23 protein-coding genes are annotated in these 24,204 nt (G+C 72.2%); 6 read left to right on the top strand and 17 right to left on the bottom strand.

Features of this window, described 5'->3' with window-relative positions; translation table 11 throughout:
* Positions 1-95: 95 nt before the first annotated feature.
* Positions 96-1,466: a GH1 family beta-glucosidase gene (locus ACFVYL_RS10890; protein WP_389714502.1), complete on the top strand. Its 1,371-nt coding sequence runs from the start codon at positions 96-98 to the stop codon at positions 1,464-1,466.
* The gene (locus tag ACFVYL_RS10885) at positions 1,463-2,701 is read left to right on the top strand and encodes an MFS transporter (protein WP_389714501.1); all 1,239 of its coding nucleotides are present in this window, start codon (positions 1,463-1,465) and stop codon (positions 2,699-2,701) included. Before ACFVYL_RS10890 ends, ACFVYL_RS10885 begins: the two co-directional genes overlap by 4 nt.
* 67 nt (positions 2,702-2,768) lie before the next feature.
* On the opposite strand, the gene era is transcribed toward ACFVYL_RS10885, so the two are convergent.
* Entirely contained in the window at positions 2,769-3,731 is a 963-nt protein-coding gene (gene era, locus ACFVYL_RS10880) for a GTPase Era (protein ID WP_389714500.1), read from the bottom strand.
* A 167-nt stretch (positions 3,732-3,898) separates the two neighbouring features.
* Here era and ACFVYL_RS10875 point away from each other — a divergent pair, with 167 nt between their 5' ends.
* Together ACFVYL_RS10875 and ACFVYL_RS10870 are read left to right on the top strand one after the other, a co-directional pair.
* On the top strand, positions 3,899-5,197 hold the full coding sequence (locus ACFVYL_RS10875; protein ID WP_389714499.1) for an ammonium transporter: 1,299 nt from the start codon (positions 3,899-3,901) through the stop codon (positions 5,195-5,197).
* Positions 5,194-5,532: a P-II family nitrogen regulator gene (locus ACFVYL_RS10870; RefSeq protein ID WP_389714498.1), complete on the top strand. Its 339-nt coding sequence runs from the start codon at positions 5,194-5,196 to the stop codon at positions 5,530-5,532. Before ACFVYL_RS10875 ends, ACFVYL_RS10870 begins: the two co-directional genes overlap by 4 nt.
* A gap of 383 nt (positions 5,533-5,915) precedes the next feature.
* On the opposite strand, the gene ACFVYL_RS10865 is transcribed toward ACFVYL_RS10870, so the two are convergent.
* On the bottom strand, positions 5,916-6,269 hold the full coding sequence (locus ACFVYL_RS10865) for a cytidine deaminase (RefSeq protein WP_389714496.1): 354 nt from the start codon (positions 6,267-6,269) through the stop codon (positions 5,916-5,918).
* Positions 6,270-6,295: 26 nt separating this feature from the next.
* Positions 6,296-7,123, bottom strand: coding sequence for a helix-turn-helix transcriptional regulator (locus ACFVYL_RS10860; RefSeq protein WP_389714698.1), 828 nt, complete (start codon positions 7,121-7,123; stop codon positions 6,296-6,298).
* 196 nt (positions 7,124-7,319) lie between these two features.
* Here ACFVYL_RS10860 and ACFVYL_RS10855 point away from each other — a divergent pair, with 196 nt between their 5' ends.
* Entirely contained in the window at positions 7,320-8,747 is a 1,428-nt protein-coding gene (locus ACFVYL_RS10855; protein WP_389714495.1) for an MFS transporter, read from the top strand.
* 37 nt (positions 8,748-8,784) lie between these two features.
* Here ACFVYL_RS10855 and ACFVYL_RS10850 read toward each other — a convergent pair whose 3' ends face one another.
* Positions 8,785-8,997, bottom strand: coding sequence for a DUF397 domain-containing protein (locus ACFVYL_RS10850; RefSeq protein ID WP_389714494.1), 213 nt, complete (start codon positions 8,995-8,997; stop codon positions 8,785-8,787).
* A 154-nt stretch (positions 8,998-9,151) separates the two neighbouring features.
* Positions 9,152-10,051, bottom strand: a complete 900-nt coding sequence (locus tag ACFVYL_RS10845) for a helix-turn-helix domain-containing protein (protein WP_389714493.1) — start codon at positions 10,049-10,051, stop codon at positions 9,152-9,154.
* Positions 10,052-10,471: 420 nt separating this feature from the next.
* Here ACFVYL_RS10845 and ACFVYL_RS10840 point away from each other — a divergent pair, with 420 nt between their 5' ends.
* Complete coding sequence (locus ACFVYL_RS10840; protein ID WP_389714492.1) at positions 10,472-10,603, top strand: hypothetical protein; 132 nt, start codon at positions 10,472-10,474, stop codon at positions 10,601-10,603.
* A gap of 233 nt (positions 10,604-10,836) precedes the next feature.
* Here ACFVYL_RS10840 and ACFVYL_RS10835 read toward each other — a convergent pair whose 3' ends face one another.
* The 12 genes from ACFVYL_RS10835 to ACFVYL_RS10780 all read right to left on the bottom strand — a co-directional run bounded on the left by ACFVYL_RS10835 (position 10,837) and on the right by ACFVYL_RS10780 (position 24,202).
* Positions 10,837-11,193 carry an MmcQ/YjbR family DNA-binding protein gene (locus ACFVYL_RS10835; RefSeq protein WP_389714491.1) on the bottom strand — a complete coding sequence of 119 codons (357 nt, stop codon included), beginning with the start codon at positions 11,191-11,193 and terminating at the stop codon, positions 10,837-10,839.
* On the bottom strand, positions 11,190-12,497 hold the full coding sequence (locus ACFVYL_RS10830; RefSeq protein WP_389714489.1) for a hemolysin family protein: 1,308 nt from the start codon (positions 12,495-12,497) through the stop codon (positions 11,190-11,192). Before ACFVYL_RS10830 ends, ACFVYL_RS10835 begins: the two co-directional genes overlap by 4 nt.
* Positions 12,498-12,501: 4 nt before the next feature.
* Positions 12,502-12,996 carry an rRNA maturation RNase YbeY gene (ybeY, locus tag ACFVYL_RS10825; RefSeq protein ID WP_389714487.1) on the bottom strand — a complete coding sequence of 165 codons (495 nt, stop codon included), beginning with the start codon at positions 12,994-12,996 and terminating at the stop codon, positions 12,502-12,504.
* Positions 12,997-13,008: 12 nt separating this feature from the next.
* A complete protein-coding gene (locus ACFVYL_RS10820) occupies positions 13,009-14,025 on the bottom strand; it encodes a PhoH family protein (RefSeq protein WP_389714485.1) in 1,017 nt (338 codons plus the stop codon).
* A 172-nt stretch (positions 14,026-14,197) separates the two neighbouring features.
* Positions 14,198-14,464 (bottom strand): hypothetical protein, encoded by a 267-nt coding sequence (locus tag ACFVYL_RS10815; RefSeq protein ID WP_389714483.1) that lies wholly within the window; start codon positions 14,462-14,464, stop codon positions 14,198-14,200.
* A gap of 277 nt (positions 14,465-14,741) precedes the next feature.
* Positions 14,742-15,845 carry a carbohydrate kinase family protein gene (locus ACFVYL_RS10810; protein ID WP_389714481.1) on the bottom strand — a complete coding sequence of 368 codons (1,104 nt, stop codon included), beginning with the start codon at positions 15,843-15,845 and terminating at the stop codon, positions 14,742-14,744.
* Positions 15,846-15,868: 23 nt separating this feature from the next.
* Positions 15,869-17,182 (bottom strand): glucarate dehydratase family protein, encoded by a 1,314-nt coding sequence (locus tag ACFVYL_RS10805; RefSeq protein WP_389714479.1) that lies wholly within the window; start codon positions 17,180-17,182, stop codon positions 15,869-15,871.
* 48 nt (positions 17,183-17,230) lie between these two features.
* On the bottom strand, positions 17,231-18,427 hold the full coding sequence (locus ACFVYL_RS10800) for a macrolide family glycosyltransferase (RefSeq protein ID WP_389714478.1): 1,197 nt from the start codon (positions 18,425-18,427) through the stop codon (positions 17,231-17,233).
* A 151-nt stretch (positions 18,428-18,578) separates the two neighbouring features.
* Positions 18,579-19,580, bottom strand: a complete 1,002-nt coding sequence (locus ACFVYL_RS10795; protein WP_389714476.1) for an adenosine deaminase — start codon at positions 19,578-19,580, stop codon at positions 18,579-18,581.
* A 48-nt stretch (positions 19,581-19,628) separates the two neighbouring features.
* Entirely contained in the window at positions 19,629-20,534 is a 906-nt protein-coding gene (locus ACFVYL_RS10790; RefSeq protein WP_389714475.1) for a ribonuclease Z, read from the bottom strand.
* Between the two features lie 15 nt (positions 20,535-20,549).
* A complete protein-coding gene (locus ACFVYL_RS10785) occupies positions 20,550-20,903 on the bottom strand; it encodes a histidine triad nucleotide-binding protein (protein ID WP_389714474.1) in 354 nt (117 codons plus the stop codon).
* Between the two features lie 74 nt (positions 20,904-20,977).
* Positions 20,978-24,202 carry a S41 family peptidase gene (locus ACFVYL_RS10780; RefSeq protein WP_389714472.1) on the bottom strand — a complete coding sequence of 1,075 codons (3,225 nt, stop codon included), beginning with the start codon at positions 24,200-24,202 and terminating at the stop codon, positions 20,978-20,980.
* Positions 24,203-24,204: the final 2 nt, after the last annotated feature.

Raw genomic sequence — 24,204 nt, 5'->3', positions numbered from 1 at the left:
GGCCCCGCCCGGAGGACTCGTAAACCTGAGCCTTGTTCACCTTTCTCTCGCACGCCCATTGACTTCCGTACTTGACGGTACGGAGGATCCCGCCCATGGCAGCGAGCGCGCCGACACCGGCGAGATCACCGTTCCCCCAGTTCCCCCACGGCTTCCTGTGGGGCGTCTCCACATCGGCCCACCAGATCGAGGGCGCCGCCGACGAGCGCGGCCCCTCGGTCTGGGACGCGTTCACGGCCGTGCCGGGGAACGTGAAGGACGGCTCGACGGCCGCCGTCGCCTGCGACCACTACCACCGCTACCGCGAGGACGTGGCGCTCGTCCGTGAGCTCGGCGTGGACGCCTACCGCTTCTCGGTCTCCTGGCCGCGCGTACAGCCCACCGGCACGGGCCCGCTCAACCCCGCGGGCCTCGACTTCTACGACCGCCTCGTCGACGAGCTGTGCACCGCGGGCGTGCGCCCCGTCCCCACCCTCTTCCACTGGGACACCCCGCTGGCCCTGCAGGAGGCCGGCGGCTGGCTGGAGCGGCGGACCGCCGAGCGGTTCGCCGAGTACGCGGCATCGGTGGCCGCCCGCATCGGCGACCGCGTCACGAAGTGGATCACCCTCAACGAACCCGCGGAACACACCCTGCTCGGTCACGCCCTGGGCCAGCACGCCCCCGGCGAGCGGCTGCTCTTCGACGCCCTGCCCGTCGCCCACCACCAGCTCCTCGCCCACGGCCTCGCCGTACGGGCGCTGCGCGCGGCCGGCGCCCGCGACATCGGCATCGCCAACTCGCACGGCCCGACCTGGCCCGCCTCCGCCGCCCGGGAGGACACGGACGCCGCGGACTTCTACGACCTGCTCCTCAACCGCCTCTTCGCCGACCCGCTCCTCATCGGCCGCTATCCGGACGGCATCGGCGAACTGATGCCCTCGGACGACCTGGCGGCCGATCTTGCGGTCATCGCGGAGCCGCTCGACTGGTACGGGATCAACTTCTACCAGCCGACGAAGGTGGGCGCCCCGCCCCCCGAGGGCACCGCCGCCGAGTTCTCCGGCGTCCGGCTCCCGCCCGAACTCCCCTTCTCGCCACGGGAGATCGAGGGGTACCCGGTCACCGACTTCGGCTGGCCCGTCGTCCCCGAGTCCCTCACCGAACTGCTCACCGCCTTCCACACCCGCTACGGCGACCGCCTGCCACCCCTCGTGATCACCGAGAACGGCTGCTCCTACGAGGGCCTGGACGACCAGGAGCGGATCACCTATCTGGACGGCCATCTGCGCGCGCTCCACCGGGCCCTGCAGGCCGGGGTCGACGTGCGCGGCTACTTCGTCTGGTCCCTGATCGACAACTTTGAGTGGGCGGAGGGCTACCGCCAGCGGTTCGGCCTCGTCCACGTCGACCACGCCACCCAGGAACGCACCCCGAAGGCCTCGTACCACTGGCTGCGCGAGGCCCTGCGGGCGCAGCGCCCGTGACCGCCACCGCGCTGCGGGAACCGGCCGACCGGGTCGGCCCCGGCTGGACGGCCGGCCTGTCGGTCGCCAACGGCGCGATCTGGGTGGGCTGGTACGGCCCGCTGCAGATCCTGCTCGCCGTGCAGGCGGAGGACCTCGCGCCCGCGGGCACCTCGAAGGAGACGGTGCTCGCCTGGGTGACGGGCGCGGGCGCCGTCGTCTCCCTCGCCGCCAACCCGCTCTTCGGTGCCCTCTCCGACCGCACCACGTCCAAGTGGGGCCGGCGCAGCCCCTGGATCGTGGCGGGCACGGCGGGCGGCGCCGCCTCGCTGCTGCTGCTCTCCGCGGCGGGCTCCGTGTGGTGGATGGCGGCGGGCTGGTGCCTGGTCCAGCTCACCCTGAACGCCGCCTTCGCCGCCGTCACGGCCGCCGTGCCGGACCGGGTGCCGCGGCTTCAGCGCGGCTCGGTGGGCGGCTGGCTCGGGGCGGCGCAGCTGCTCGGTGTGGTCGTCGGGACGGGCCTCGCGACGGCGGCGGGCGGCACGGTCGCGGGGTACGCGGCCTGCGCTCTCTTCACCGTGGTGGGCGTCGTCCCCTACGTCGTGCGCCATCGCGACCTGCGCCTGACGGCCGCCGAGCGGCCGCCGTGGAACCCGCGGGAGTTCCTCGCCGGCTTCTGGCTGAGCCCGCGCCGCCACCCGGACCTGGGCTGGGCCTGGCTGACCCGCTTCCTGATCAACGTCAGCAACTCGGTGGTCCTGCTCTACCTGCTCTACTTCCTCCGCGACCGCCTGCACCGCGCCGACCCGGAGGAGGGCGTGCTGATCCTGACGGCGGTGAACGGCGCGACGATGCTCGCCACGGTCGTGGTCGGCGGCGCCTGGTCGGACCGGGCCGGCCGCCGCAAACCCTTCGTCATCTGCTCGGGGGCGCTGATGGCGGTGGCGACCGGACTGCTCGCCGCCTGGCAGACGTGGCCCGGCGCGATCGTCGCGGCGGCGGTCCTCGGCATCGGCTTCGGCGTCTTCACGTCGGTCGACTTCGCCCTGATGACGGACGTCCTGCCCACGGCCATGGACCGCGGCAAGGACCTCGGCGTCATCAACATCGCCAACTCCCTCCCCCAGGTGGCGGCCCCGGCGATGGCGGCCCCGATCGTGACGTACCTGGGCGGCTACCGGACGCTGTACCTGACGGCGGCGGTGATCGGTCTGGCGGGGGCGGTCCTCGTGACGCGGATCAGGGGGGTGGAATGAAAAGCCCGTCCGGCGCTTGAGGACGAACTCGGCGAAGCCGGTGACCGACCGAGCCCCGTGCCCCGCCTCAGAACCCGAGCTTGCGCAGCTGGCGAGGGTCCCGCTGCCAGTCCTTCGCGACCTTCACATGAAGGTCCAGGAAGACCGGCGTACCCAGCAACGCCTCGATCTGCTTGCGGGACTTGATGCCGACGTCCTTCAGCCGCTTGCCCTTGGGGCCGATGATGATCCCCTTCTGGCTGGGCCGCTCGATGTAGACGAACGCGTGGATGTCGAGCAGCGGCTTGTCCGCGGGCCGGTCCTCGCGGGGCAGCATCTCCTCGACGACCACGGCGATGGAGTGCGGCAGCTCGTCGCGCACGCCCTCCAGCGCCGCCTCGCGGATCAGCTCGGCGACCATGACCTGCTCGGGCTCGTCGGTGAGGTCGCCCTCGGGGTAGAGCGGGGGGCCCTCGGGCAGCAGCGGCACGATGAGGTCGGCGAGCAGGCCGACCTGCTGGTCGCCGACGGCCGACACGGGCACGATCTCGGCCCACTCGAAGCCGAGTTCCGCGCCGAGCTGGTCGATGGCGATGAGCTGCTCGGCGAGGGTCTTGCTGTCGACGAGGTCGGTCTTGGTGACGATCGCGATCTTCGGCGTCTTCTTGATGGAGGCGAGCTCCTTGGCGATGAAGCGGTCGCCGGGGCCGAGCTTCTCGTTCGCGGGCAGGCAGAAGCCGATCACGTCGACCTCGGCCCAGGTCGTCCGCACGACGTCGTTGAGCCGCTCGCCGAGGAGCGTGCGCGGCTTGTGCAGGCCGGGGGTGTCGACCAGGATCATCTGGGCGTCCGGCCGGTGCACGATGCCGCGCACGGTGTGCCGCGTGGTCTGCGGCTGGTTCGCGGTGATCGCGACCTTCTTGCCGACCAGAGCGTTCGTAAGGGTGGACTTGCCCGCGTTGGGGCGGCCGACGAAGCAGGCGAAACCGGCGCGGTGGACGGCCTCGGACGGCTCGGCTGATGACGGGGTACGAACGCTCATGGCGCCCATTGTCCCTGATCCCGGGAGCCCCGCCGCACCGCCCGGCCCGCGGGAGCCCGGACGTACGCCGCGCGGGCCCGCGCGGCGAGCCCCCCACGCCCGGTCCGGCGACACGAAACACGGCCGAAACCCGCGGGTGCCCGTTACGAAACGCGCGCCCGGGACGCTCTGCCCCCATGACGACCTACGCCGCCCCCCACCTCGACACGGGCGACACCGCCTGGCTGCTCGCGGCCACCGCGCTCGTCCTCCTGATGACGCCGGGCCTCGCCCTGTTCTACGGCGGCATGGTCCGCACGAAGAGCGTCCTGAACATGCTGCTCATGTCCTTCGTGGCGATCGCCCTGGTGACCGTGGTGTGGCTGGTCGCGGGCTATTCGCTGGCCTTCGGGGACGACGCCTTCGCGGGCCTGATCGGCGGCGTCGGCCACCTCGGCATGGCGGGCATCGGCCCGGACACCCTCACCGGCACGGTCCCGACCCTCCTCATCACCACCTTCCAGCTCACCTTCGCGGTGATCACGGCGGCGCTGATCAGCGGCGCGGTCGCGGACCGCACCAAGTTCGCGGCCTGGCTGGTCTTCGTGCCGGTCTGGACCCTCGCCGTATACGTTCCCGTGGCGCACTGGGTGTGGGGTCCCGGCGGCTGGATCGCGGACTCGCTCGGCGCCCTCGACTTCGCGGGCGGCCTGGTCGTGGAGATCGCGTCGGGCGCCTCCGGCCTGGCCCTGTGCCTGGTGCTCGGCCCGCGCATCGGGTTCAGGAAGGAGGCGATGCGCCCGCACAACCTCCCCATGGTCCTGATGGGCGCGGGCCTGCTCTGGTTCGGCTGGCTCGGCTTCAACGGCGGCTCGGCCCTCGGCGCGAACGGCCTCGCCGCGGCGTCCCTCCTCAACACCCTGGTCGCCGGCTGCACGGGTCTGCTCGGCTGGCTCCTCGTGGAGCAGCGGCGCGACGGCCACCCCACCACCTTCGGCGCGGCGTCCGGCGCGGTCGCGGGCCTGGTCGCGATCACCCCGTCGTGCGGGGTGGTCGACATCGCGGGCGCGGCGGTGACCGGTCTCGCGGCGGGCGTCGTCTGCTCGTACGCGGTCGGGTGGAAGTTCCGCCTCGGCTACGACGACTCGCTCGACGTCGTCGGCGTGCACCTGGTGGGCGGCGTGATCGGCACCCTCCTCATCGGCCTGTTCGCGACGGCCACGATGACGGACGGCGCGCAGGGCCTGTTCCACGGCGGCGGCGCGGCGCAGCTGGGCAGGCAGGCGGTGGCCGTCGCGGCGGTGGCGGCGTACACGTTCTCCGTCACCTACGGCATCGGGAAGGCCGTCGACAAGCTGATGGGCTTCCGGGCGTCCGCCGAGGACGAGGTGACGGGCCTGGACCAGACACAGCACGCCGAGAGCGCCTACGATCACGGCGTCCTGGCGAGTCCCGTGGGCTCCGCCTCGGTCAAGAAGGGGAGCCACGTCGCATGAAGCTGATCACCGCGGTCATCAAGCCGTTCCGTCTGGACGAGGTGAAGTCGGCGCTCCAGGAACTCGGCGTACACGGTCTGACGGTCACCGAGGCCAGCGGATACGGCCGCCAGCGCGGCCACACGGAGGTCTACCGGGGCGCGGAGTACCAGGTCGACCTGGTCCCCAAGGTCCGCGTGGAAGTGGTCGTCGACGACCGGGACGCGGACCCGGTCATCGACGCGATCGTGCGCGCCGCGCACACGGGCAAGATCGGCGACGGCAAGGTCTGGGCGGTCCCGGTGGAGACGGTGGTCCGGGTACGGACGGGGGAACGGGGCCCTGACGCGGTGTGACCTCCGGTCCTGGTGAGCGGCGCGCCACGGGGCTCGCCCCATCACCGGCTCCGCCGCGTTCGTCCTCAATCGCCGGACGGGCTTGTTTTCAGCCCGCCACCACCCGCACGTCACCGGCTCCGCCGAGCTCGTCCTCAAACGCCGGACGGGCTTGCTTCAGCCGGACCGGCTTGTTTCAGCCCCTCCGGCGTTTGAGGAGCCGGGTCTGGGGCGGAGCCCCGGGGACCGAGCTTCGTCCTCAAACGTCGGACCGGCTTGTTTCAGCCCCTCCGGCGATTGAGGAGCGGGGTCCGGGGCGGAGCCCCGGGGACCGAGCCCCGGCCGGCGGAGCCGGGGATTCGGGAAGGGGCGGGATCGGGGAAGAAGCCGCCGCAGGCCAAACCTCAGCCCGCCGCCACCCGCTCCCGGACCTCCCCATCGGCCCCCGCGAGGAACACCGGCGTCCCGGCCCCGCCGAGATCCCGTACCGCGGCCAGATCCTCGCCCCGTACAGCCGTCTCGCCAGAGACCACCGCCGCCGCCTCCAACGACTCCGCCCCGGACGCCACGGCCATCGCCACCGCCGTCCGCAGCGCGGACAGCTGAAGCGAGTCGAGGGCGACCGTTCCCGCCACGTACGTGCGGCCCGTCTCGTCCCGCACGGCCGCCCCCTCGGGCACACCGTTGCGGGCCCGGGCGGAACGGGCCAGGGTGACGATCTTGCGGTCCTCGGGGTCCAGCGCGGCGCTCTCAGTCATGGACCGAGCATACGGAGCACGCCCCGCTACATCGCCACCGGATAGATCGATCCCCGGCGCCCCTCGGGCGAGGCGAGCCACGCCAGCTTCCCCGCCGTGTCCACCTCGGCGTCCGGCAGCGGCGTGTGCAGCACGATCGTGAGGTCGGGCCTGGCCGGCACCTTCAGCTGGGTCGACTCCAGATTCAGCGCGCCCACCACGGGGTGCTCGATCTCCTTGGCGAGCTGCCCGCCCGGCAGGATGTCCCGCCGCTCCCACAGCTCCACGAACTCCGGACTCACCGCCTTCGCCTCGGCGATCACCGCGGCGAAGCCGTCGTCCTCGGGGTGCTCCGAGCACGCGGCCCGGTACATCGCCACGACCTGCGGGGCGTTCTGCTCCCAACTCGTCGCGCGGGCACGGTAGATGGCGTCGGTGAAGAAGGTGAGCAGACAGTTCTCGGAGGTCTCCGAGCGCATGCCGAGCACGGCCGCGGCCGCGTCGTTGTACATGACGCAGTTCCAGTACGCGTCCATGATGTGCGCCGGATACGGCATCCACGTGTCGATGAGCCGGTTCAGCCCCTCGCACATGCCCCAGTCGGTCTGCGCGACCTCGGGCGCGGGCGGGTTGAGCCCGGACAGGACGTACAGATGGCGCCGCTCCGCGCTGCTCAGCTTCAGTACCCGCGCCACCGAGTCCAGGACCTGCGGCGACACGGAGATGTCGCGTCCCTGCTCCAACCACTGGTACCAGGAGGCCCCGACCCCGGCGAGCACGGCGACCTCCTCGCGGCGCAGTCCCGGCGTGCGGCGCCGGGCCCCGCCGTCGGGGAGCCCGGCCTCCGCGGGGCTGACCCGCGCGCGACGGCTCATCAGGAACTCCCGGAGCTCCCCGAGGCGACGCGCCTTCGAGGCGCCGGTGTCCGGCCCCGTGTGCGATGCCGCGACTGATGCCGTGCCCGGCGCTGCTGTTGCCATGTGGCGCTCCCCCAAGCCCAAACTGGTGTTCCGACCACCAGCATAAGTTCCCGCTCCCCACGGCTATTCCGGCCGGCGCAAGCTCTTGACCATGGCGATCGACACCACCACTGCCCCGTCCGTCCAGGCCGCCCCACCGGCGCCGCGACCGCGGAACCCCAAGCTCTCCACCCGCGACAAGCTCGTCCTGTTCGTGCTCTGCGCCGCGCAGTTCATGGTCGCGCTGGACTTCTCCGTACTGAACGTGGCGCTGCCCGTGCTCGGCCCCGATCTCGGCATGAGCCACTCCGCACTGCAGTGGGCCGTGACCGCCTTCGCCCTGCCGTCGGGCGGCTTCCTGCTCCTCTTCGGCAGGACCGGCGACCTCTTCGGGCGCCGCAAGCTGTTCCTCGCGGGCCTCGCCCTCTTCGGCCTGGCCTCGCTGCTCGCCACGTTCGCGTGGGACCCGGCGTCGTTCCTGACCGGGCGGGCGCTGCAGGGTGTGGGCGCCGCGGCGATCGTGCCGACCGGCATGTCGCTCCTGACGACCACGTTCCCCGAAGGTCCGCAGCGCGACCGGGCGCTCGGCATCTCCGGCACCCTCCTCTCGCTCGGCTTCACCGTCGGCATGGTGCTCGGCGGTGTCCTGACCGACACCCTCGGCTGGCGCTCCACGATGGGCCTGCTGACCCTCTTCGCGCTGATCGTGCTGCCGCTCGCGCCCGGCCTGCTCCCCGAGTCGCGCACCCCGGACCGCCCGCGCCTGGACATCCCGGGTGCCGTGACGGTCACCGGCGGTCTGCTCTCCCTGATCTACGCCCTCTCCACGGCGGCCGAGCGCGGCTTCGGCGGCACGGACGTCATCGGCACGCTGGTGGCGGGCGTCCTCCTGCTCGCGGCCTTCGGATACGTCGAGTCGCGCGCCGCCTCGCCGCTCGTCTCGCTGCCCATGCTGCGCCGCCGCACGGTGGCGTGGGGCAACCTCGGCGGCCTGGTCACGTTCTCGATGATGTCGACGGTCGTCTTCGTGCTGACCCTCTACTTCCAGGAGGTCCTGCGCCTCTCCGCCTTCGAGACCGGCCTGATCTTCGGCGTGCAGGGCGTCCTGTCGGTGGTCGCCGGCGTGTACGCGCCCCGGGTCATCGGCCGCTTCGGCGCACGGCGCACGCTGGTCGGTTCGCTGGTCGGGCAGGGCCTGCTGGGTGCGGCGCTGCTCGGCATCGGCGAGGGCGGCTTGTCGGTGTGGCTCGCCACGGCCGCGGTCTCGGTGGCGAGCATGTTCCACCTGGGCGCGATCGTCTCGTACGGCGTGACGGTCACCTCGGGCGTGCCCGACGCGGAACAGGGCCTGGCGACGGGCCTGGTCACCTCCACCCAGCAGGTGGGGCTCACCATCGGCATCCCGGTGCTCGGTGTCCTCGCGACGACGGGTCCTGACCTGCTGGCGGGCACGCGGACGGTCCTCGTGATCGACGCGGCGGTGGTCCTCGCGACGGCGGCCGCGGTGGCGGTGGGGCTCGGCGGGCGCAAGCGCGCGTGAGCCCGTCGCGTCCCGGCGTGCCGTCGGCCCGGCCCCCTCAGGGGCGGGCCGACGTCATGTCGCGCGCCGCGGGGCGGTCGACCGAGGAGAGGAAAGCGACCCAGGTGTCCGGGCCCACCGCGAGGACCGCGCCCCGGGTGCGTGCGGAGTCGCGGATCAGGACCGTCTTCCCGGTCCAGGCGATCTCCACGCACTCGTTGCCCGCGGCCCCGCTCCGACTGCTCTTGCGCCATGCCCATGTGTCAGCCACGCCGATCCTCCACCCCGGGTGCGGAAGACCAGCCGGCCCGGCGCGGCTGGTGCAGAGGCACGTAGCACCTCTTCCAGGATAACGGCGCGTCATACGGATCTGAACGACCGGTTTCGCGCCAAGGTCCCGCGGTTCAGGCGTGACTGATGGGGCGTCAGGCCGCTTCGAGGGGCGGCAGGAGCCGCTCCAGATCGTCGGCCCCCTCCTCGGCCCTGACCGCCAGAGCCTTGAGGATGTCCACGGTGCGCTCCTTGATGGCGAGGTCTTCGAGCTCCCAGAACCTCTCCAGGTAACGCCCGCTCTCCTCGGGCGCGCTGGTGCTGTACGAATCACCGCGCGGGTTCTCCAGGTAGAGCGAGTCCGGCATCTCGTCCGCCTCGAACTCGAAAAGCGTGAAGGGCCCCTGGACCCCGGGGTGCCCGCCGACACTGAACGGCAGGATCTGGAGGGTGAACTTCGGCAGCGTCGCCAGTTCCGCGAGCCGCTCCAACTGGGCGCGCATGACGCCGCGTCCGCCGATCTGACGGCGCAGGACCGCCTCGTCGAGGATGTAGAACACCTCGCGCTCGCCCGATGTCAGCATGTCCTGTCGGGAGAGCCGCACCTCGACGGCCCGCTCGATCACCTCGTCGGCGATCCCCTTGTCGTACGCCCGCATGATCGCGCGCCCGTACTCCTCGGTCTGCAACGGGCCGGGAAGCTGAAGGGAGTTGTACGCCCGGACGATCGACGCCGACGACTCGAGCGCGAGGAACTGCAGGAACTCCTTGCTGTACAGGTCGCGGTACTCGGTGTACGGCATCTTCCGGCTGCCCCGCGCGAGGTCGAGCAGCTCCTCGATCTTGCGGCGGTCCCGGATGCCATACGCGTCCAGGAGCGGCCGCAGGTCGTTGACCGAGACGCCGACCTCGCCCGCCTCGATCCGGATCAGCTTGGAGGGGCTCCACTCCATCTTCGCGGCGACCTGCCGCTGGGTGAGGCGCGCGGCGGTCCGCGCCTTGCGGAGCTCGGTGCGCAGCCGCAGCCGCTGAAGTGCCGCACTTGGCGCGCTCATGATGGCTTCACCTCCGACCGGACGGTGCGAGGTGCAACGTAGCAGACTAGCAGCTTACTCATCGAGACCTTTCGGGGCGACAGTTCACGCCATGTCAGGAGACCCCGAACCCCATGGGTGCGCAACCGGAGCGACGGCCCGGGGTCGACAGATGCCGGATAGCTATATCGCACTTGGCGAGCCTTCGATGAGCAACGTTCCCGACAGTACTACCCATGTCGCATCCTCCAGGGTACGATATCGCAGAGGGTAGCCTGCTCAACTGACCACCGCCGCAAGGAGGTTGAGATCGGAACCGGTACGGCACGGACCAACACCACCGAGTGCCGTCCACCGTCAGTTCCCCCTTCCTGGCGCCACCCGTTCGTGGCTCGCCGCGGTATCCACGACTCGCGTGGAACCAGGAAGGAGTACAGCCCGATGGCCGAGAAGCCTGACGGGCGCCGCACCACTCGCACGTGGACCGACCGGGTCGTTCTGTCGGCCCCGTGGGTGAGCCTTCTGGCACTGGTCCAGGAGATCATCGACAAGTGGGTCCTGCCCCACGTGTAAACGAAAAACCGGTCCCGGCCGCACGGCCGGGACCAGCTGCGGCGGACGCCATCGCACGACGTTTCCACTCCGAGTTCCCTTGGCCGGCAGCCCGGAGTGGGAGCGTTCAGGATCCGCCTGTCTCCCCATTCTGCCGCCCCACCACCCCGATGGCGAGGGGCTGTTGGGACACTCTGCGCGGTGCGCCCCGGCCCGCGCACGCCCTGGGAGCCTGCCTTTGAATCCCCGCCTGCTCAGGGGCGGTCGAGACGCAGCCGCTCCGCCCGCGGCAGCCCCGCGACCACCAGGTCGTACGAGTCCTCGACGAGCTCCCTGACCTGCCGGTCGGCGAGTCCGGCATCGACCGTGACCGTGTTCCAGTGGCGCTTGTTCATGTGCCAGCCCGGCACGATCTCCGGATGTGCGGCCCGCAGCCGGTCGGCGATGTCCGGCTCACACTTGAGGTTGACGGTGAGGGGACGTCCGTCGAGGGCCGTGAGCGCGAACATCTTCCCGCCCACCTTGAAGACCGAGGTCTCCGGGGTGAACGGGAAGTCCTCCACCGCGCCGTTGAAGGACAGGCACAAGGCGCGCAGCCGTTCGGGCGTCACGCCGGCTCCCTGGCCTTCTCCTCGTCGCCGTCGGCCACTACGGGCTCCACGAGCACGGTCATGATGCGGTTGCGGCGGCCGGCCGCGGACTCCGCGGTGAGCTTCAGCTCCCGCGCGTCCGGCAGCGGCACGACCGCCGAGGCGCCCGCGATCGGGACGCGCCCCAGCTGCTTGGCGAGCAGACCGCCCACGGTCTCGACGTCCTCGTCGTCGAACTCGTCGAACCCGAAGAGCTCGCCCAGGTCGCCGATGTCGAGCCGCGCCGTCACGCGGTAGCAGCCGTCGGCGAGCTCCTCGACGGGGGGCAGCTCGCGGTCGTACTCGTCGGTGATCTCGCCGACGATCTCCTCCAGGATGTCCTCGATGGTGACGATGCCCGCCGTACCGCCGTACTCGTCGATCACGACGGCCACGTGATTGCGCTCCTGCTGCATCTCGCGCAGCAGGTCCCCGGCGTTCTTGGTGTCGGGCACGAACGTCGCCGGGCGCATCGCCGTCGACACCAGCTCGGACTCGCTGTCGCGGTTGATGTGCGTCTTGCGGGCCAGGTCCTTCAGGTACACCATGCCGACGACGTCGTCCTCGCTCTCCCCCGTCACGGGGATCCGCGAGAAGCCGGAGCGCAGCGCGAGAGTGAGCGCCTGGCGGATGGTCTTGAAGCGCTCGATGGCGATCAAGTCGGTGCGGGGCACCATGACTTCGCGCACGAGCGTGTCCCCGAGCTCGAAGACGGAGTGGACCATGCGCCGCTCCTCGTCCTCGATGAGGGACTCCTTCTCGGCGAGGTCCACCATCGCGCGCAGCTCGGCCTCGGAGGCGAACGGGCCGCGCCGGAAGCCTTTGCCGGGCGTGAGCGCGTTGCCGATGAGGATCAGCAGGGGCGGGATCGGGCCCATGACGCGGGCCAGCGGCAGCAGGACGTACGCCGCGGCGGTGGCCGTGTTCAGCGGGTGCTGCCGGCCGATCGTGCGCGGCGAGACACCCACGGCGACATAGCTGACGAGGACCATCACGCCGATGGCGACCGCGAGCGCCTGCCACGTCTCGTCGAACTCCTGCAGGCACGCGTACGTCACCAGGGCCGCCGCGGCCATCTCGCACGCCACCCGCACGAGCAGCGCCACATTGAGATAGCGGGTCGGGTCCGCGGCGACCTGCGCGAGCTTCGCGCTGCCGCGGCGCCCGGAGCGGGCGGCCTCCTCCGCGCGGAAGCTGGAGACACGGGCGATGCCCGCCTCGGCGCACGCGGCGAGCCAGGCCACGACCACGAGGGCCACGGCACCGGCGATCAACTGAGGGCTCATGGCGCTACGAGACCGTGGGAGCCGGGGACGGCCCGGTCAGGCCCTGCTCCGCGCGCCAGCCGTCGACGATCGCGGCCTGCAGGCCGAACATCTCGGCCTTCTCGTCGGGCTCCTCGTGGTCGTACCCGAGCAGGTGCAGCACGCCGTGGACGGTGAGGAGCTGGAGCTCCTCGTCCATGGAGTGCTGCGTCGGGGCGTCCTTGCCCTGCTGGGTGGCGACCTCGGGGCAGAGCACGATGTCACCGAGGAGGCCCTGCGGGGGCTCGTCGTCCTTCATGGGCGGCCGCAGCTCGTCCATCGGGAAGGACATGACGTCCGTCGGCCCCGGCAGGTCCATCCACTGGATGTGCAGCTGCTCCATGGCGGCGGCGTCCACGACGATCACCGAGAGTTCGGAGAGCGGGTGGATGCGCATCCGCGCGAGGGCGTAGCGGGCGATGTCGAGGATCGCCTGCTCGTCGACCGCGGTTCCTGATTCGTTGTTGACGTCGATCGACATGGTGGTGCTGGTCTACTTCCCGTCGCGGCTGTCGTGCTGCTCGTACGCGTCGACGATACGGCCGACCAGCTTGTGCCGGACCACATCGTGCGACGTGAGCCGCGAGAAGTGGATGTCCTCCACGCCGTCGAGGATCCGCTGCACCTCGCGCAGACCGCTCTTCGTGCCGCCCGGCAGGTCGACCTGGGTGATGTCACCGGTGATGACGATCTTCGACTCGAAGCCGAGGCGGGTGAGGAACATCTTCATCTGCTCGGCGCTGGTGTTCTGCGCCTCGTCGAGGATGATGAACGCGTCGTTCAGCGTCCTGCCGCGCATGTACGCCAGCGGGGCGACCTCGATCGTCCCCGCCGCCATGAGGCGCGGGATGGAGTCCGGGTCCAGCATGTCGTGCAGGGCGTCGTAGAGCGGGCGCAGATACGGGTCGATCTTCTCGTAGAGCGTCCCGGGCAGGAAGCCGAGCCGCTCGCCGGCCTCGACCGCGGGCCGCGTCAGGATGATGCGGTTGACCTGCTTGGACTGCAGCGCCTGCACGGCCTTGGCCATGGCGAGGTACGTCTTGCCCGTACCGGCGGGACCGATGCCGAAGACGATGGTGTGCTTGTCGATCGCGTCGACGTACCGCTTCTGGTTCAGGGTCTTGGGGCGGATGGTCCGGCCGCGGGACGAGAGGATGTTCTGTGTGAGGACCTCGGCGGGGGTCTCCTCCGCGCCGTTGCCGTTCTCGTCCGCCCTCAGCATGGCGATCGAGCGTTCCACTGCGTCCTCCGTCATCGGCTGTCCGGTGCGGAGCACCAGCATCATCTGGTCGAACAAGCGCTGGATCAGGGCGACTTCGTGGGCGTTGCCCACCGCGCTGATCTCATTGCCCCGGACATGGATGTCGGCCGCCGGGAAGGCCTTCTCGATCACCCGCAGCAGGGCGTCACCGGAGCCGAGCACCGTCACCATCGGATGGCTCGCGGGGACGGTGAAGTGGGCTCGGGCCTGGTCCTGCGCGTCGGTGTGAGTCGTGGGTGTCTGAGTCATGGGCCGGCTCTGAAGGCCTGCTCATCCTCCTCGTGCGGGGCTTGGTGGCCGCTCGACAGCCTTGCACTGCCAAGAGTACGACGCGGCACCGTCAGTGCCGTAGGCCTTTTCGCCGCACCCGGTACGACCGCAACTACAGCAGCCCGCCGGATGTTCCCCGTCCGGCGCCCCTTCAGGCCAGCGCGGCCGCCTGCCACACCAGGGCGACGTGCACGAGCAGACAGGTCGTCCAGCCGCGCCTGTCCCGCGCTCCGCGGCGGGCCACGGTGACCCATTCGGCCACGGTCAGCAGGGCCGCCAGGGCCCAGACCGCCCACGCGCCGATCAGCCAGGGCGTGGTCAGGCCGGTGAGGTGGCGGACGAGGACGACCGGCACGAGCAGGACCAGCGGAATGAGCCAGCCGGCCTCCCCGGTCCGCTCTCCGTTAGGCGCATTCATCGGTTCCGTCATGCTCGGGGCCTTTCCGTGCCTTTCGTAAACGGGCCCGGGGGGGGCGCGATGCACCCCGGGCCCTCCCTCTGCATCTCCGGGGCGCTCAGCAGCGCCCGGAACGCGGCCTGGGCCTCGGCCCGCCGGGGGGCCGTGAAGGCGGGGGCCGGTGGCGTACGGCCTGCTCCACGGCCTCGTGACCGTCGCACACCGCGCTCACGCGGATGTCGTCGGCGGTTTCGAGGATGCGCTGACGAAATCAGTCGGCAGAACTGCTGATGATCTCCTACGCCGAGCGGAAGCCGATGGTCGGCACCGCCCTGCGCAGCGGCCACGGCCGGGCCGCGGCCGGCAGCAGGCCCTCCAGGAACGCGTACCGCCGCAGCGCCACCGGATCCTGGCCGTCGACCTCCCGGACCCGGCGCCACCAGGCCCCCACCTCCGCCCAGCCGGGCGCCGACAGGGAGCCGCCGAACTCCTGGACGGAGAGCGCCGCCGTCAGCCCCGCGAAGGCGAGCCGGTCCGCGAGCGGCCACTGCGCCAGCGTGCCCGTGACGAAGCCCGCGACGAAGACGTCGCCCGCCCCGGTGGGGTCGAGCGCCTCGACCGCGATGGCCGGGACCTCGGCGGTCTCGCCGGTCCGGCCGTCCACCGCGTACGCGCCCTCCGCGCCCAGCGTCACCACGGCGAGCGGCACGTGGTCGGTGAGCGCGCGGGCCGCGGCCCGCGGGCACGAGGTGCGCGTGTAGCGCATCGCCTCCTCCGCGTTCGGCAGGAACGCCTCGCAGTGCGCCAGGTCGGCGAGCCCGGCGAGGTCCCACCGGCCGGTGTCGTCCCACCCGACGTCGGCGAAGATCCGCGTGCCGCTGCGGGCGGCCTGCGCGATCCACGGGGCGCGGGTGCCGGGCGTCAGCGAGGCGACGGCGGCGCGTGCCCGTGGCGGGCAGGAGGGGGCGCCGCCGTCCGGTACCGCGGCGTCCGGCGGCGGTTCGTGGCCGTGGCTGACCATGGTGCGTTCGCCCTCGTACGCCATGGAGACCGTCACCGGCGAGTGCCAGCCGGGGACGGTCCGTGACGGGGTGAGGTCGATGCCCTCGCCCTGTTCGAGGGCGTCCCAGCAGTACTCCCCGTAGTGGTCGTCCCCGAAGGCCGCGGCGAGCGAGGTGTGCAGGCCGAGCCGGGCGAGCGCGGTCGCCATGTTGGCGACGCCGCCGGGGCTCGACCCCATGCCGCGCGCCCAGGACTCGGTCCCGCGCACGGGCGCGGAGTCGAGCCCGGTGAAGATGATGTCGAGGAAGACCGTGCCGGTGAGGTAGACGTCGCAGTCCGGATCACCGGCTCTGCGGGCCGCCTTCAGCGGGTCGATGGTGGGCTTTACGGGTACGACCATGCAGGCAACGTAACGGACGGGCCCTACCAGCGCGGCACGGACGGGGTCTCCCACGCGGGGTCGGCCACCCGCATCGCCGCCGCGTCGTCCCGGTCCCGCAGCGCGCGGAAGTCCTCGTCGAGCCAGCGCGCGTGCAGCGCCGCGAGCGCCACCCGGTCGAGCTCCACGCCGAGGCCGGGCGCGTCGGTGACGGCGACCTTCCCGTCCACGAACCGCGGCCGTGCCCTCAGCACGTCCTCGGCCTGCCACGGGTAGTGCGAGTCGCAGGCGTGGTCGAGCCCGGGCACGGTCGCCGCCACGTGTGTCATGGCGGCCAGGCTGATGCCCAGGTGCGTGTTGGAGTGCATCGAGACGCTCACGCCGAACGTCCGGCAGACCGCGGCCAGTTCACGGGTGCGCCGCAGCCCGCCCCAGTAGTGATGGTCGCAGAGCACCACCTGCACGGCCCCCTTCGCGAAGGCCTCCGGTATCTCCTCGAAGGTGGTCACGCACATGTTGGTGGCGAGCGGCAGGCGCGTGTCCGCGGCGACCGCCGCCATCGCGGGCGTGCCGAGCGCCGGGTCCTCCAGGTAGGCGAGGACGTCGCCGAGCTCGGCCGCGACCTTCAGCGAAGTCTCCACGGACCAGGCGCCGTTGGGGTCGAGCCGCAGCGGCCGCCCGGGGAAGGCCTCGGCCAGGGCGCGGATCGCGGCGATCTCCTCGTCCGGCGGAAAGACACCGCCCTTGAGCTTGAAGGAGGAGAAGCCGTGCCGCTCGGCGAAGAGCCGGGCCTGGGCGACGATTCCGGCCGGGTCGAGCGCGGCGCCCCACCCCGCGTCCGGCTCGCTCGCGGTGCCGTCGGGGTGCCCCGCCCACTTGTAGAAGAGGTACGCGCTGTACTCCACGGCGTCGCGCACCTTGCCGCCGAGCAGCGCGTGCACGGGCAGCCCGAGGGACGTGCCGAGCGCGTCGAGGCACGCGACCTCGAAGCCGGAGACGACGGAGAGCCGCAGCTTGTCCGCGGTCCGCACGCCGCGCAGGCCGCCGACGTCCACGGAATCGTCGATCCGTGCGGCGTCGACGGCCACGTCGTCCGCAAGTGTGAACAGCCCGTTCAGATCGGACACTTCGTGTCCGACCAGCCGCTCGGCGATGGGCCGCGCGAGCTCCAGGTACGTGCTGTCTCCGTACGTCTCACCGATCCCCACCACTCCACCGGCTGTGACCAGTTCGATGATGAGTCGCGGGGTGTAGGGCTGGTGGACGCCCTGGGTGTTGAGCAGCGGCGGATCGGCCACCAGGACGGGCGTGAGACGGACCTCTTCGATGACGAGACTGCCGGAGCGCTGTCCATACATGAGAACGGAGACTAGGTACGCAAACGCACCAGCGTCAACGGCTCAGCTTCAGCAGGACAGCTCCGCCTCGATCAGATCCGCCGCCCGCCGCGCCCCGCCCTCGGCCCGGGTCGCGGCCTTCAACGCGGCCGACCTGCGCGCGACATCGGGGTCCGAGGCCAGTTCGAGGAGCGCGTCGCGCAGGACCTCCGAGGTCGCGGAGCCCGTGTCGACACGGCGCGCGACCCCCAGTTCCACGAGCCGGTCCGCGTTCATCGGCTGCTCCGCCCCCTGCGGCACCGCGATCATCGGGACGCCGCAGAAGAGCCCTTCGGAACTGCTGCCCATGCCCGCGTGGGTGACGAACGCGTCGGCCTGCTCCAGGATCGCCAACTGCGGCGCCCAGGAGCAGACTTCGATGTTCGCCGGGAGGCCGGAGCCGAGCTCGGCGGGATCCACGTGCTTGCCGATCTGCAGCACGACGTGCCAGCCGGGCAGGTCCCCGAAGGCGGCCACGCACTGCCGGTAGAACTCCGGCTGCACGGTGTACGCCGAGCCGAGCGAGACCAGGAGCACCTTCTCGGCGCCCTCGGGCCGCGTCCAGCTCTCCCGCCGCGCACGGTCCCCGAGGCAGGGCCCGACGAAGTCGATCCGTTCGGCGTCGACCGTGTCGGCATGCGGCTGCATGGCCCGCGGGACGGTGGCGACGGCCCGCGGCGGCACGCCGGAGAACTCCCCGACGTCCAGCGTGGTGGCCCCGCACCCGCCGAGCCACTCCTTGAACCGGGCCTCAAGCACGTCGGCGCCCGGCAGTTGAGCGAGGACCGCGCCGACGTCCTCCTGGTAGCTGCCCCAGGCGACGAAGGTGGGCGACAGCTGGACGAGCGGCCGGCCCTGCGCCTCGGCGAGCGCCCGGGCAACGTACGCGCCGATGTCGTACAGGTACAGATCGGCGGGGTCGTCGTCGTACGCCGCGTGGAGCCGCGGCAGGACGGCCATCGCGTCGTCGAGGAAGAGCGCACTGGCCTCGATCGGGTCCTCGGGCCAGATGTTGTCGCGGAACGGGAGCGTCGAGTCGTACGGGACGAGTTCGGCGCCCGTGGGTTCGATCAGCCCGGCGGTGGCCGGGTCGTTGGCGTACGTCACGCGGTGGCCGCGCGCCGCCAGCTCACGGATGACTTCGAGGGTGGGCAGCACATGACTGACCATCGGGACGCCGATCATGGCGATGTGGGCGCGGCGACGGGAGAGACGTCGGGACGACATGAGAGTTCCTTCGCGTACGGAAAGCTACGGGTGGGGACACGACGGCCCGCCGCCACGGCCCCGGAAGGGGCGGGCGGGGGCCAAAGGGCCGTGTCAGCCGTAGATCTGCGCGATGGTGTCCATGGACAGGACGGTAACCCGCCGCCGGCCGTCAGTCGAACGAATAAGCCTCGACCTCGGCGAGGTAGCGCGCCCGCAGCGCCTCGTCCGCCTCGTCCCGGTCCAGGAAGGACGCCTCGAAGGAGTTCCGCGCGAGCGTGCGCAGCCGCTCCTGGTCGAGCCCGAGGGCCTCGCGCACGGCGTGGAAGGTGTCGTCGACGTACCCGCCGAAGTAGGCCGGGTCGTCGGAGTTGACCGTGCACATCAGACCGGCGTCCAGCATCCGCGCCAGCGGGTGCTCCTCCAGTACGTCGATGGCGCGCAGCCGGACGTTGGAGAGCGGGCAGAGCGTGAGCGGCACGCGGTCGCGGACCAGGCGCTCCACCAGCTGCGGGTCCTCCATGCAGCGCAGCCCGTGGTCGATGCGCTCGACGCGCAGGACGTCGAGGGCCTCCGTGATGTACGCGGGCGGGCCCTCCTCGCCCGCGTGGGCGACGAGCCGCAGGCCGCGGGCGGCGGCCGCCTCGTACACCTTCTGGAACTTGGCCGGCGGGTGGCCGACCTCGGCGGAGTCGAGGCCGATGCCGATGATCCGGTGGAGGTGGGGCTCGGCGGCCGTCAGGGTCTCGAGGGCGGAGTCGGCGGACTGGTCGCGCAGGAAGCACATGATGAGCCGCGTGGAGATGCCGTGCCGCTCCTCGCTGCGGTCGAGCGCGCGGGACAGGCCCTCGACGACGGTGCCGATGGGGATCCCGCGCGCCGTGTGCGCCTGCGGGTCGAAGAAGATCTCCGCGTGCCGTACGCCCTGTTCGGCGGCGCGGGCGAGGTAGGCGTCCGCGAGCTCCTCGAAGTCGGCCTCGGTGCGCAGCACGGCCATCAGGCTGTAGTAGAGGTTCAGGAAGCTCTGGAGGTCGTCGAAGAGGTAGGCCTTGCGGAGCTCTTCGGTGTCCGCGTAGGGCAGTTCGACGCCGTTGCGCTCGGCGAGCGCGAAGGCGAGCTCGGGTTCGAGGGTGCCTTCGATGTGGAGGTGGAGTTCGGCCTTGGGGATCGGCATGGTGCGGTCTCGCTCAGTTCGGGGGGAGGGGGGTGCGAAGACAGGCTCTCAGGTCCGCTTGGGCAGGGGGACGCGGGTCAGGTCGCGGGCGATGGTGAGTTCACCGTCGAAACCGGCGGCGCGGGCCTGCCGCTCGTAGGCGGACGGGTCGGGGTAGCGCTGGCTGAAGTGGGTGAGCACGAGGTGGCGCACGCCCGCGCCGGCCGCCACGCGGGCGGCCTGCCCCGCGGTCAAGTGGCCGTGGTCGGTGGCGAGCTGCTCGTCCTCGTCGAGGAAGGTCGACTCGATGACGAGCATGTCGCAGCCCTCGGCGAGCGCGTGCACGCCGTCGCAGAGCCGGGTGTCCATCACGAAGGCGAAGCGCTGCCCGCGCCGCACCTCGCTGACCTCGTCGAGGGTGACACCGCCGAGCCTTCCCTCCTTCTGGAGCCGCCCGACGTCGGGGCCCGCGATGCCGTGTTCGGCGAGCAGCCGGGGCAGCATCCGGCGCCCGTCGGGCTCGGTGACGCGGTAGCCGTAGGACTCCACCGGATGGGAGAGCTTCACCGCGTCGAGGGTGTACGAGGGGGTGACGGCGAGCGGCCCGTCCGCGGCGACCGGCGCCTGCGCGAGGCGCACGGTCTCGCGGTAGGCCGTCGCGTACCGCAGGCGCTCGAAGAAGTGCTCGCCGGACGCCGGGTAGTGGGCGGTGACGGGGTGCGGGACCCGGTCGAGGTTGATGCGCTGGATCACCCCGGCCAGGCCCAGGCTGTGGTCACCGTGGAAGTGCGTGACGCAGATGCGGTGCAGGTCGTGGGCGGCGACCCCGGCGCGCAGCATCTGCCGCTGCGTGCCCTCGCCGGGGTCGAACATGATGCCCTGGCCGTCCCAGAGCAGGACGTAGCCGTTGTGGTTGCGGTGCCGGGTGGGGACCTGGCTGGCGGTGCCGAGCACCACCAGTTCTCGTACGGACAAGAGGGGTCGGCTCCGCTATCCGGGAGGCCACTGGAGGCCGCGGCCGCCCAGGACGTGCGCGTGCGCGTGGAAGACGGTCTGGCCCGCGCCGGGTCCCGTGTTGAAGACGATGCGGTAGCTCTCGGCGCCCTCCTGGGCGGCGACGTCGCCCGCCTCGCGCAGCACGTCGGCGGCGATCTGCGGCTCGGCGGCGGCCAGCGACGCGGCGTCCGGGTGGTGGACCCTGGGGATCACCAGGACGTGGGTCGGCGCCTGCGGGTTGATGTCGCGGAAGGCCACGGTCGTCTCGCTCTCGCGCACGACGGTCGCCGGCACCTCCCCCGCGACGATCTTGCAGAACAGGCAGTCGCTCTGTGCTTCGCCCGCCATGGGCCGCCTCCTAGAACGCAACGATCAGTACGTCCGGCATGCTATCGGCCCCGTGCCGAGGGACCGGGACAAGGTCACTGTGCGCCCGGCAGGTCCGGCGCCGCCTTCGCCGGGTGCTCCGCGAGCGCGGCGAGCGCGAGGCGGATCGCCTCGTCCAGCTGCGGGTCGCGGCCCGCCGCGTAGTCGTCCGGCGTGGTCACGACCTCCACGTCGGGCTCGACGCCGTGGTTCTCGACGCGCCACTCCTCGCCCTCCAGCCAGAACGCGTACTTCGGCTGCGTCACCAGCGTCCCGTCGACGAGGTGGAAGCGGCTGTCGATGCCGACGACGCCGCCCCACGTGCGCGTGCCCACCACGGGCCCGATGCCGAGCGCCCTGATCGCGGCGTTGACGATGTCGCCGTCGGAGCCGGAGAACTCGTTGGCGACGGCGACGACGGGGCCGCGCGGCGCGTCCGCGGGGTAGCTGAGGGGGCGCGAGCCCCTGGGCAGGTCCCAGCCGACGACGCGGCGCGCCAGCTTCTCCACGACGAGCTGCGAGGTGTGCCCGCCGCGGTTCTCCCTGACGTCGACGACCAGCCCCTCGCGGGCCACCTCGATGCGCAGGTCGCGGTGGATCTGCGCCCAGCCGGGCGCCTGCATGTCGGGTACGTGGAGGTAGCCGAGGCGGCCGCCCGAGCGTTCGTGGACGTACGCCCGCCGGTCGGCGACCCAGGCGTGGTAGCGCAGCGGCTCCTCGTCGTCGACGGGGATCACCACGGCGTGCCGCGCGTCCCCGCCGCCGGCCGGCGAGATCGTCAGCTCGACGGGCTTGTCGGCGGTGCCCACGAGCAGCGGCCCCGGCCCCGCGACCGGGTCGACGGCCCTGCCGCCCACCTCGACGACCGCGTCGCCGGGGCGGACCGCGACGCCGGGCGCGGCGAGCGGCGAGCGCGCGGCCGGGTCGGAGGTCTCCGAGGGGAGGATCCGGTCGATGCGCCACAGGCCGTCCGCGCCGCGCGAGAGGTCCGCGCCGAGCAGCCCCTGCCGGTGGGCGGTGTGCGCGGCGCCGGGGACGACGTAGGCGTGCGAGGTGCCGAGCTCGCCGTGCACCTCCCACAGCAGGTCGACGAGGTCGTCGTGGGTGGCGACGCGGTCGAGGACGGGGCGGTAGCGCTCCAGGACGGCGTCCCAGTCGACGCCGCCCATGTCGGGCCGCCAGAAGTTGTCCCGCATGAGGCGGCCCGTCTCGTCGTACATCTGGCGCCACTCGGCGGCCGGGTCGACGGTGTGCCGGACCCGGGAGAGGTCGACGGTGATGTTCGAGTCGCTGTCCTCGTCGCCGGAGGCGCGCCGGTCGCCGGGGACGACCTTCAGCTTGCCGTCGGTCCACAGCAGGACCCGCTTGCCGTCGCCGGTGACCGCGAAGTGGTCGGCGTCCGCGGCCAGTTCCTCGACGCGGTGGTGGACGAAGTCGTACCGCTCCAGTTCGGTCCTCGGGTCGGGGTCGTGCGGCGTGGCCCGGGAGGCGCCGAGCACGCCGCGCACCGGGTGGCGCAGCCAGAGCAGGCCGTCCTTGGCGGCGCGCAGCGTGCTGTACCGGGCCGCTTCGACGGGGAAGGGGACGATGCGGTCGGCGAGTCCGTCGAAGTCGATGCGGGTGACGGGCGCGCCCTCGCTGTCGGGCGTCTCGGCGCCCGCGCCGTCCTGGGCCTCGAAGGGCCTGCCGTGCCGCTGTGGGCCGAAGGGCGAGGGCGTGGTCGCCGCGAGCGTGATCAGGTACGGCCGTGAGCCGCCGACGAAGGCGAGGTCGAAGACGTGCGCGTCGTAGACCGGGTCGAAGGCGCGCGCGGAGAGGAAGGCGAGGTGCTTGCCGTCGAGGGTGAACGCGGGCGCGTAGTCGCGGAAGCGCAGCGGGGTCGCCTCGGACACCGACAGGTCGGCGGTGTTGGCGAGCTTGAGCTGGCGCAGCGGCCGGGGCCCGGGGTGCGACCAGGCGAGCCAGGCGGAGTCGGGCGAGAAGACGAGCCCGGTGGCGTCGCCGTCGTCGCTGCGGTCGACCTCGCGGACCTCGCCGCTCTCCCGCTCGACGAGCAGGACCCGGCCGTCGTGCGAGGCGACGGCGGCGCGGGAGCCGTCGGGGGACATGGCGAGCGCGAGGACCCGGCCGAGCTGTCCCGCGGCGAGGCGGCGGGGCGTGGCGCCGGGCGCGGTGCCGGTGGCCGGCGCGAATTCGAGCGCCTCGTCGCCCTCGGCGTCCGTGACCCACACGACGTGTTCCTCGCCCTCCACGCGGAAGGTGCGGGGCAGCCGGGCGCGCACCCCGTGCTCGGCGGCGAGCGCGCGGGCGGGGCCTTCGCGGTGCGTGACCCAGTGCACGGAGCCGCGCACGGAGACGGCGCTGCCGCGTCCGGTGTGGTCGGGCGCGGCGGCGCCGAACCAGCGGGCCGCGGAGACGGGGTGCGGCTGCAAGTCGGTGCGCTGGCCGCCGAGGCGGATGTCCAGGCGGCGCGGTTCGGCCTCCGACAGGTCGTCCAGGAGCCAGAGTTCACCGGCCGACGCGTAGACGACGCGGTTGCCGTCGGTGGCGGCGTGCCGCGCGTAGAACCCGTCGAGCGGGGTGTGCCTGCGCAGGTCGGAGCCGTCGGGCAGGGAGGAGTAGAGGGCGCCCACCCCGTCGTGGTCGGAGAGGAAGGCGATGCGGCCGTCCACCCAGAGCGGGTACTCGATGTTCCCGTCGAGCTCCTCGTGGACCCGTACGAAGGGGGCCGCCTCGTCCCCGTCGGGCCTGCTGATCCACAGCTTCCCCGCGGTGCCGCCCCGGTACCGCTTCCACCAGGCGGCCTCGCGGCCCATCGGGGCGGAGAGCAGCAGGACCTGCCCGTCGGGCCCGTACGCGACGTCGCCGACGATGCCGTACGGCAGGGTGGCGGCGGGTCCGCCGTCGAGCGGCACGGCCCGCGCCCAGGAGCGGCGCAGCGAGGCCTGCCCCACCGTACTGACCGCGAGGACCCGGCCGTCCGGGGTCCAGCCGCGCACGGCGGTCCTCCCGCTCCCCCAGTACGTGAGGCGCTTGGACGCCCCGCCGTCCAGCGGCGCGACGTGCACCTCGGGGGCTCCGTCCCGGGTGGAGGTCCAGGCGACGGTCGTGCCGTCCAGCGATATCCGTGGGTGGTTGACGGGCGTGTCGTCGGCGCTGACCCGCCAGGCGCGTCCCCCGTCGAGGGGCGCGACCCAGACGTCGTCCTCGGCCGTGAAGGTGGTCAACTCGCCGTGGATGTGCGGGAACCGGAGATATGCGGTGTGCGCTGACTCTGTCACGA

The sequence above is a fragment of the Streptomyces sp. NPDC058308 genome, assembly GCF_042880275.1.
GTDB lineage: Bacteria > Actinomycetota > Actinomycetes > Streptomycetales > Streptomycetaceae > Streptomyces.
The sequence above is the reverse complement of the archived record's forward strand: the minus strand, read 5'-3'. Positions and strand labels throughout refer to the sequence as shown.

Excerpts from the sequence above, each read along its gene's own strand:
- ACFVYL_RS10815 (WP_389714483.1), bottom strand. The coding sequence starts at position 14,464 with ATGAATGCGCCTAACGGAGAGCGGACCGGGGAGGCCGGCTGGCTCATT.
- ACFVYL_RS10860 (WP_389714698.1), bottom strand. The coding sequence starts at position 7,123 with ATGAGCCGTCGCGCGCGGGTCAGCCCCGCGGAGGCCGGGCTCCCCGAC.
- ACFVYL_RS10820 (WP_389714485.1), bottom strand. The coding sequence starts at position 14,025 with ATGACTCAGACACCCACGACTCACACCGACGCGCAGGACCAGGCCCGA.
- ACFVYL_RS10840 (WP_389714492.1), top strand. The coding sequence starts at position 10,472 with ATGGCCGAGAAGCCTGACGGGCGCCGCACCACTCGCACGTGGACCGAC.
- ACFVYL_RS10830 (WP_389714489.1), bottom strand. The coding sequence starts at position 12,497 with ATGAGCCCTCAGTTGATCGCCGGTGCCGTGGCCCTCGTGGTCGTGGCC.
- ACFVYL_RS10875 (WP_389714499.1), top strand. The coding sequence starts at position 3,899 with ATGACGACCTACGCCGCCCCCCACCTCGACACGGGCGACACCGCCTGG.
- ACFVYL_RS10865 (WP_389714496.1), bottom strand. The coding sequence starts at position 6,269 with ATGACTGAGAGCGCCGCGCTGGACCCCGAGGACCGCAAGATCGTCACC.
- ACFVYL_RS10890 (WP_389714502.1), top strand. The coding sequence starts at position 96 with ATGGCAGCGAGCGCGCCGACACCGGCGAGATCACCGTTCCCCCAGTTC.
- ACFVYL_RS10795 (WP_389714476.1), bottom strand. The coding sequence starts at position 19,580 with ATGCCGATCCCCAAGGCCGAACTCCACCTCCACATCGAAGGCACCCTC.
- ACFVYL_RS10855 (WP_389714495.1), top strand. The coding sequence starts at position 7,320 with ATGGCGATCGACACCACCACTGCCCCGTCCGTCCAGGCCGCCCCACCG.
- era (WP_389714500.1), bottom strand. The coding sequence starts at position 3,731 with ATGGGCGCCATGAGCGTTCGTACCCCGTCATCAGCCGAGCCGTCCGAG.
- ybeY (WP_389714487.1), bottom strand. The coding sequence starts at position 12,996 with ATGTCGATCGACGTCAACAACGAATCAGGAACCGCGGTCGACGAGCAG.
- ACFVYL_RS10785 (WP_389714474.1), bottom strand. The coding sequence starts at position 20,903 with ATGGCGGGCGAAGCACAGAGCGACTGCCTGTTCTGCAAGATCGTCGCG.
- ACFVYL_RS10805 (WP_389714479.1), bottom strand. The coding sequence starts at position 17,182 with ATGTATGGACAGCGCTCCGGCAGTCTCGTCATCGAAGAGGTCCGTCTC.
- ACFVYL_RS10810 (WP_389714481.1), bottom strand. The coding sequence starts at position 15,845 with ATGGTCGTACCCGTAAAGCCCACCATCGACCCGCTGAAGGCGGCCCGC.
- ACFVYL_RS10870 (WP_389714498.1), top strand. The coding sequence starts at position 5,194 with ATGAAGCTGATCACCGCGGTCATCAAGCCGTTCCGTCTGGACGAGGTG.
- ACFVYL_RS10800 (WP_389714478.1), bottom strand. The coding sequence starts at position 18,427 with ATGTCGTCCCGACGTCTCTCCCGTCGCCGCGCCCACATCGCCATGATC.
- ACFVYL_RS10845 (WP_389714493.1), bottom strand. The coding sequence starts at position 10,051 with ATGAGCGCGCCAAGTGCGGCACTTCAGCGGCTGCGGCTGCGCACCGAG.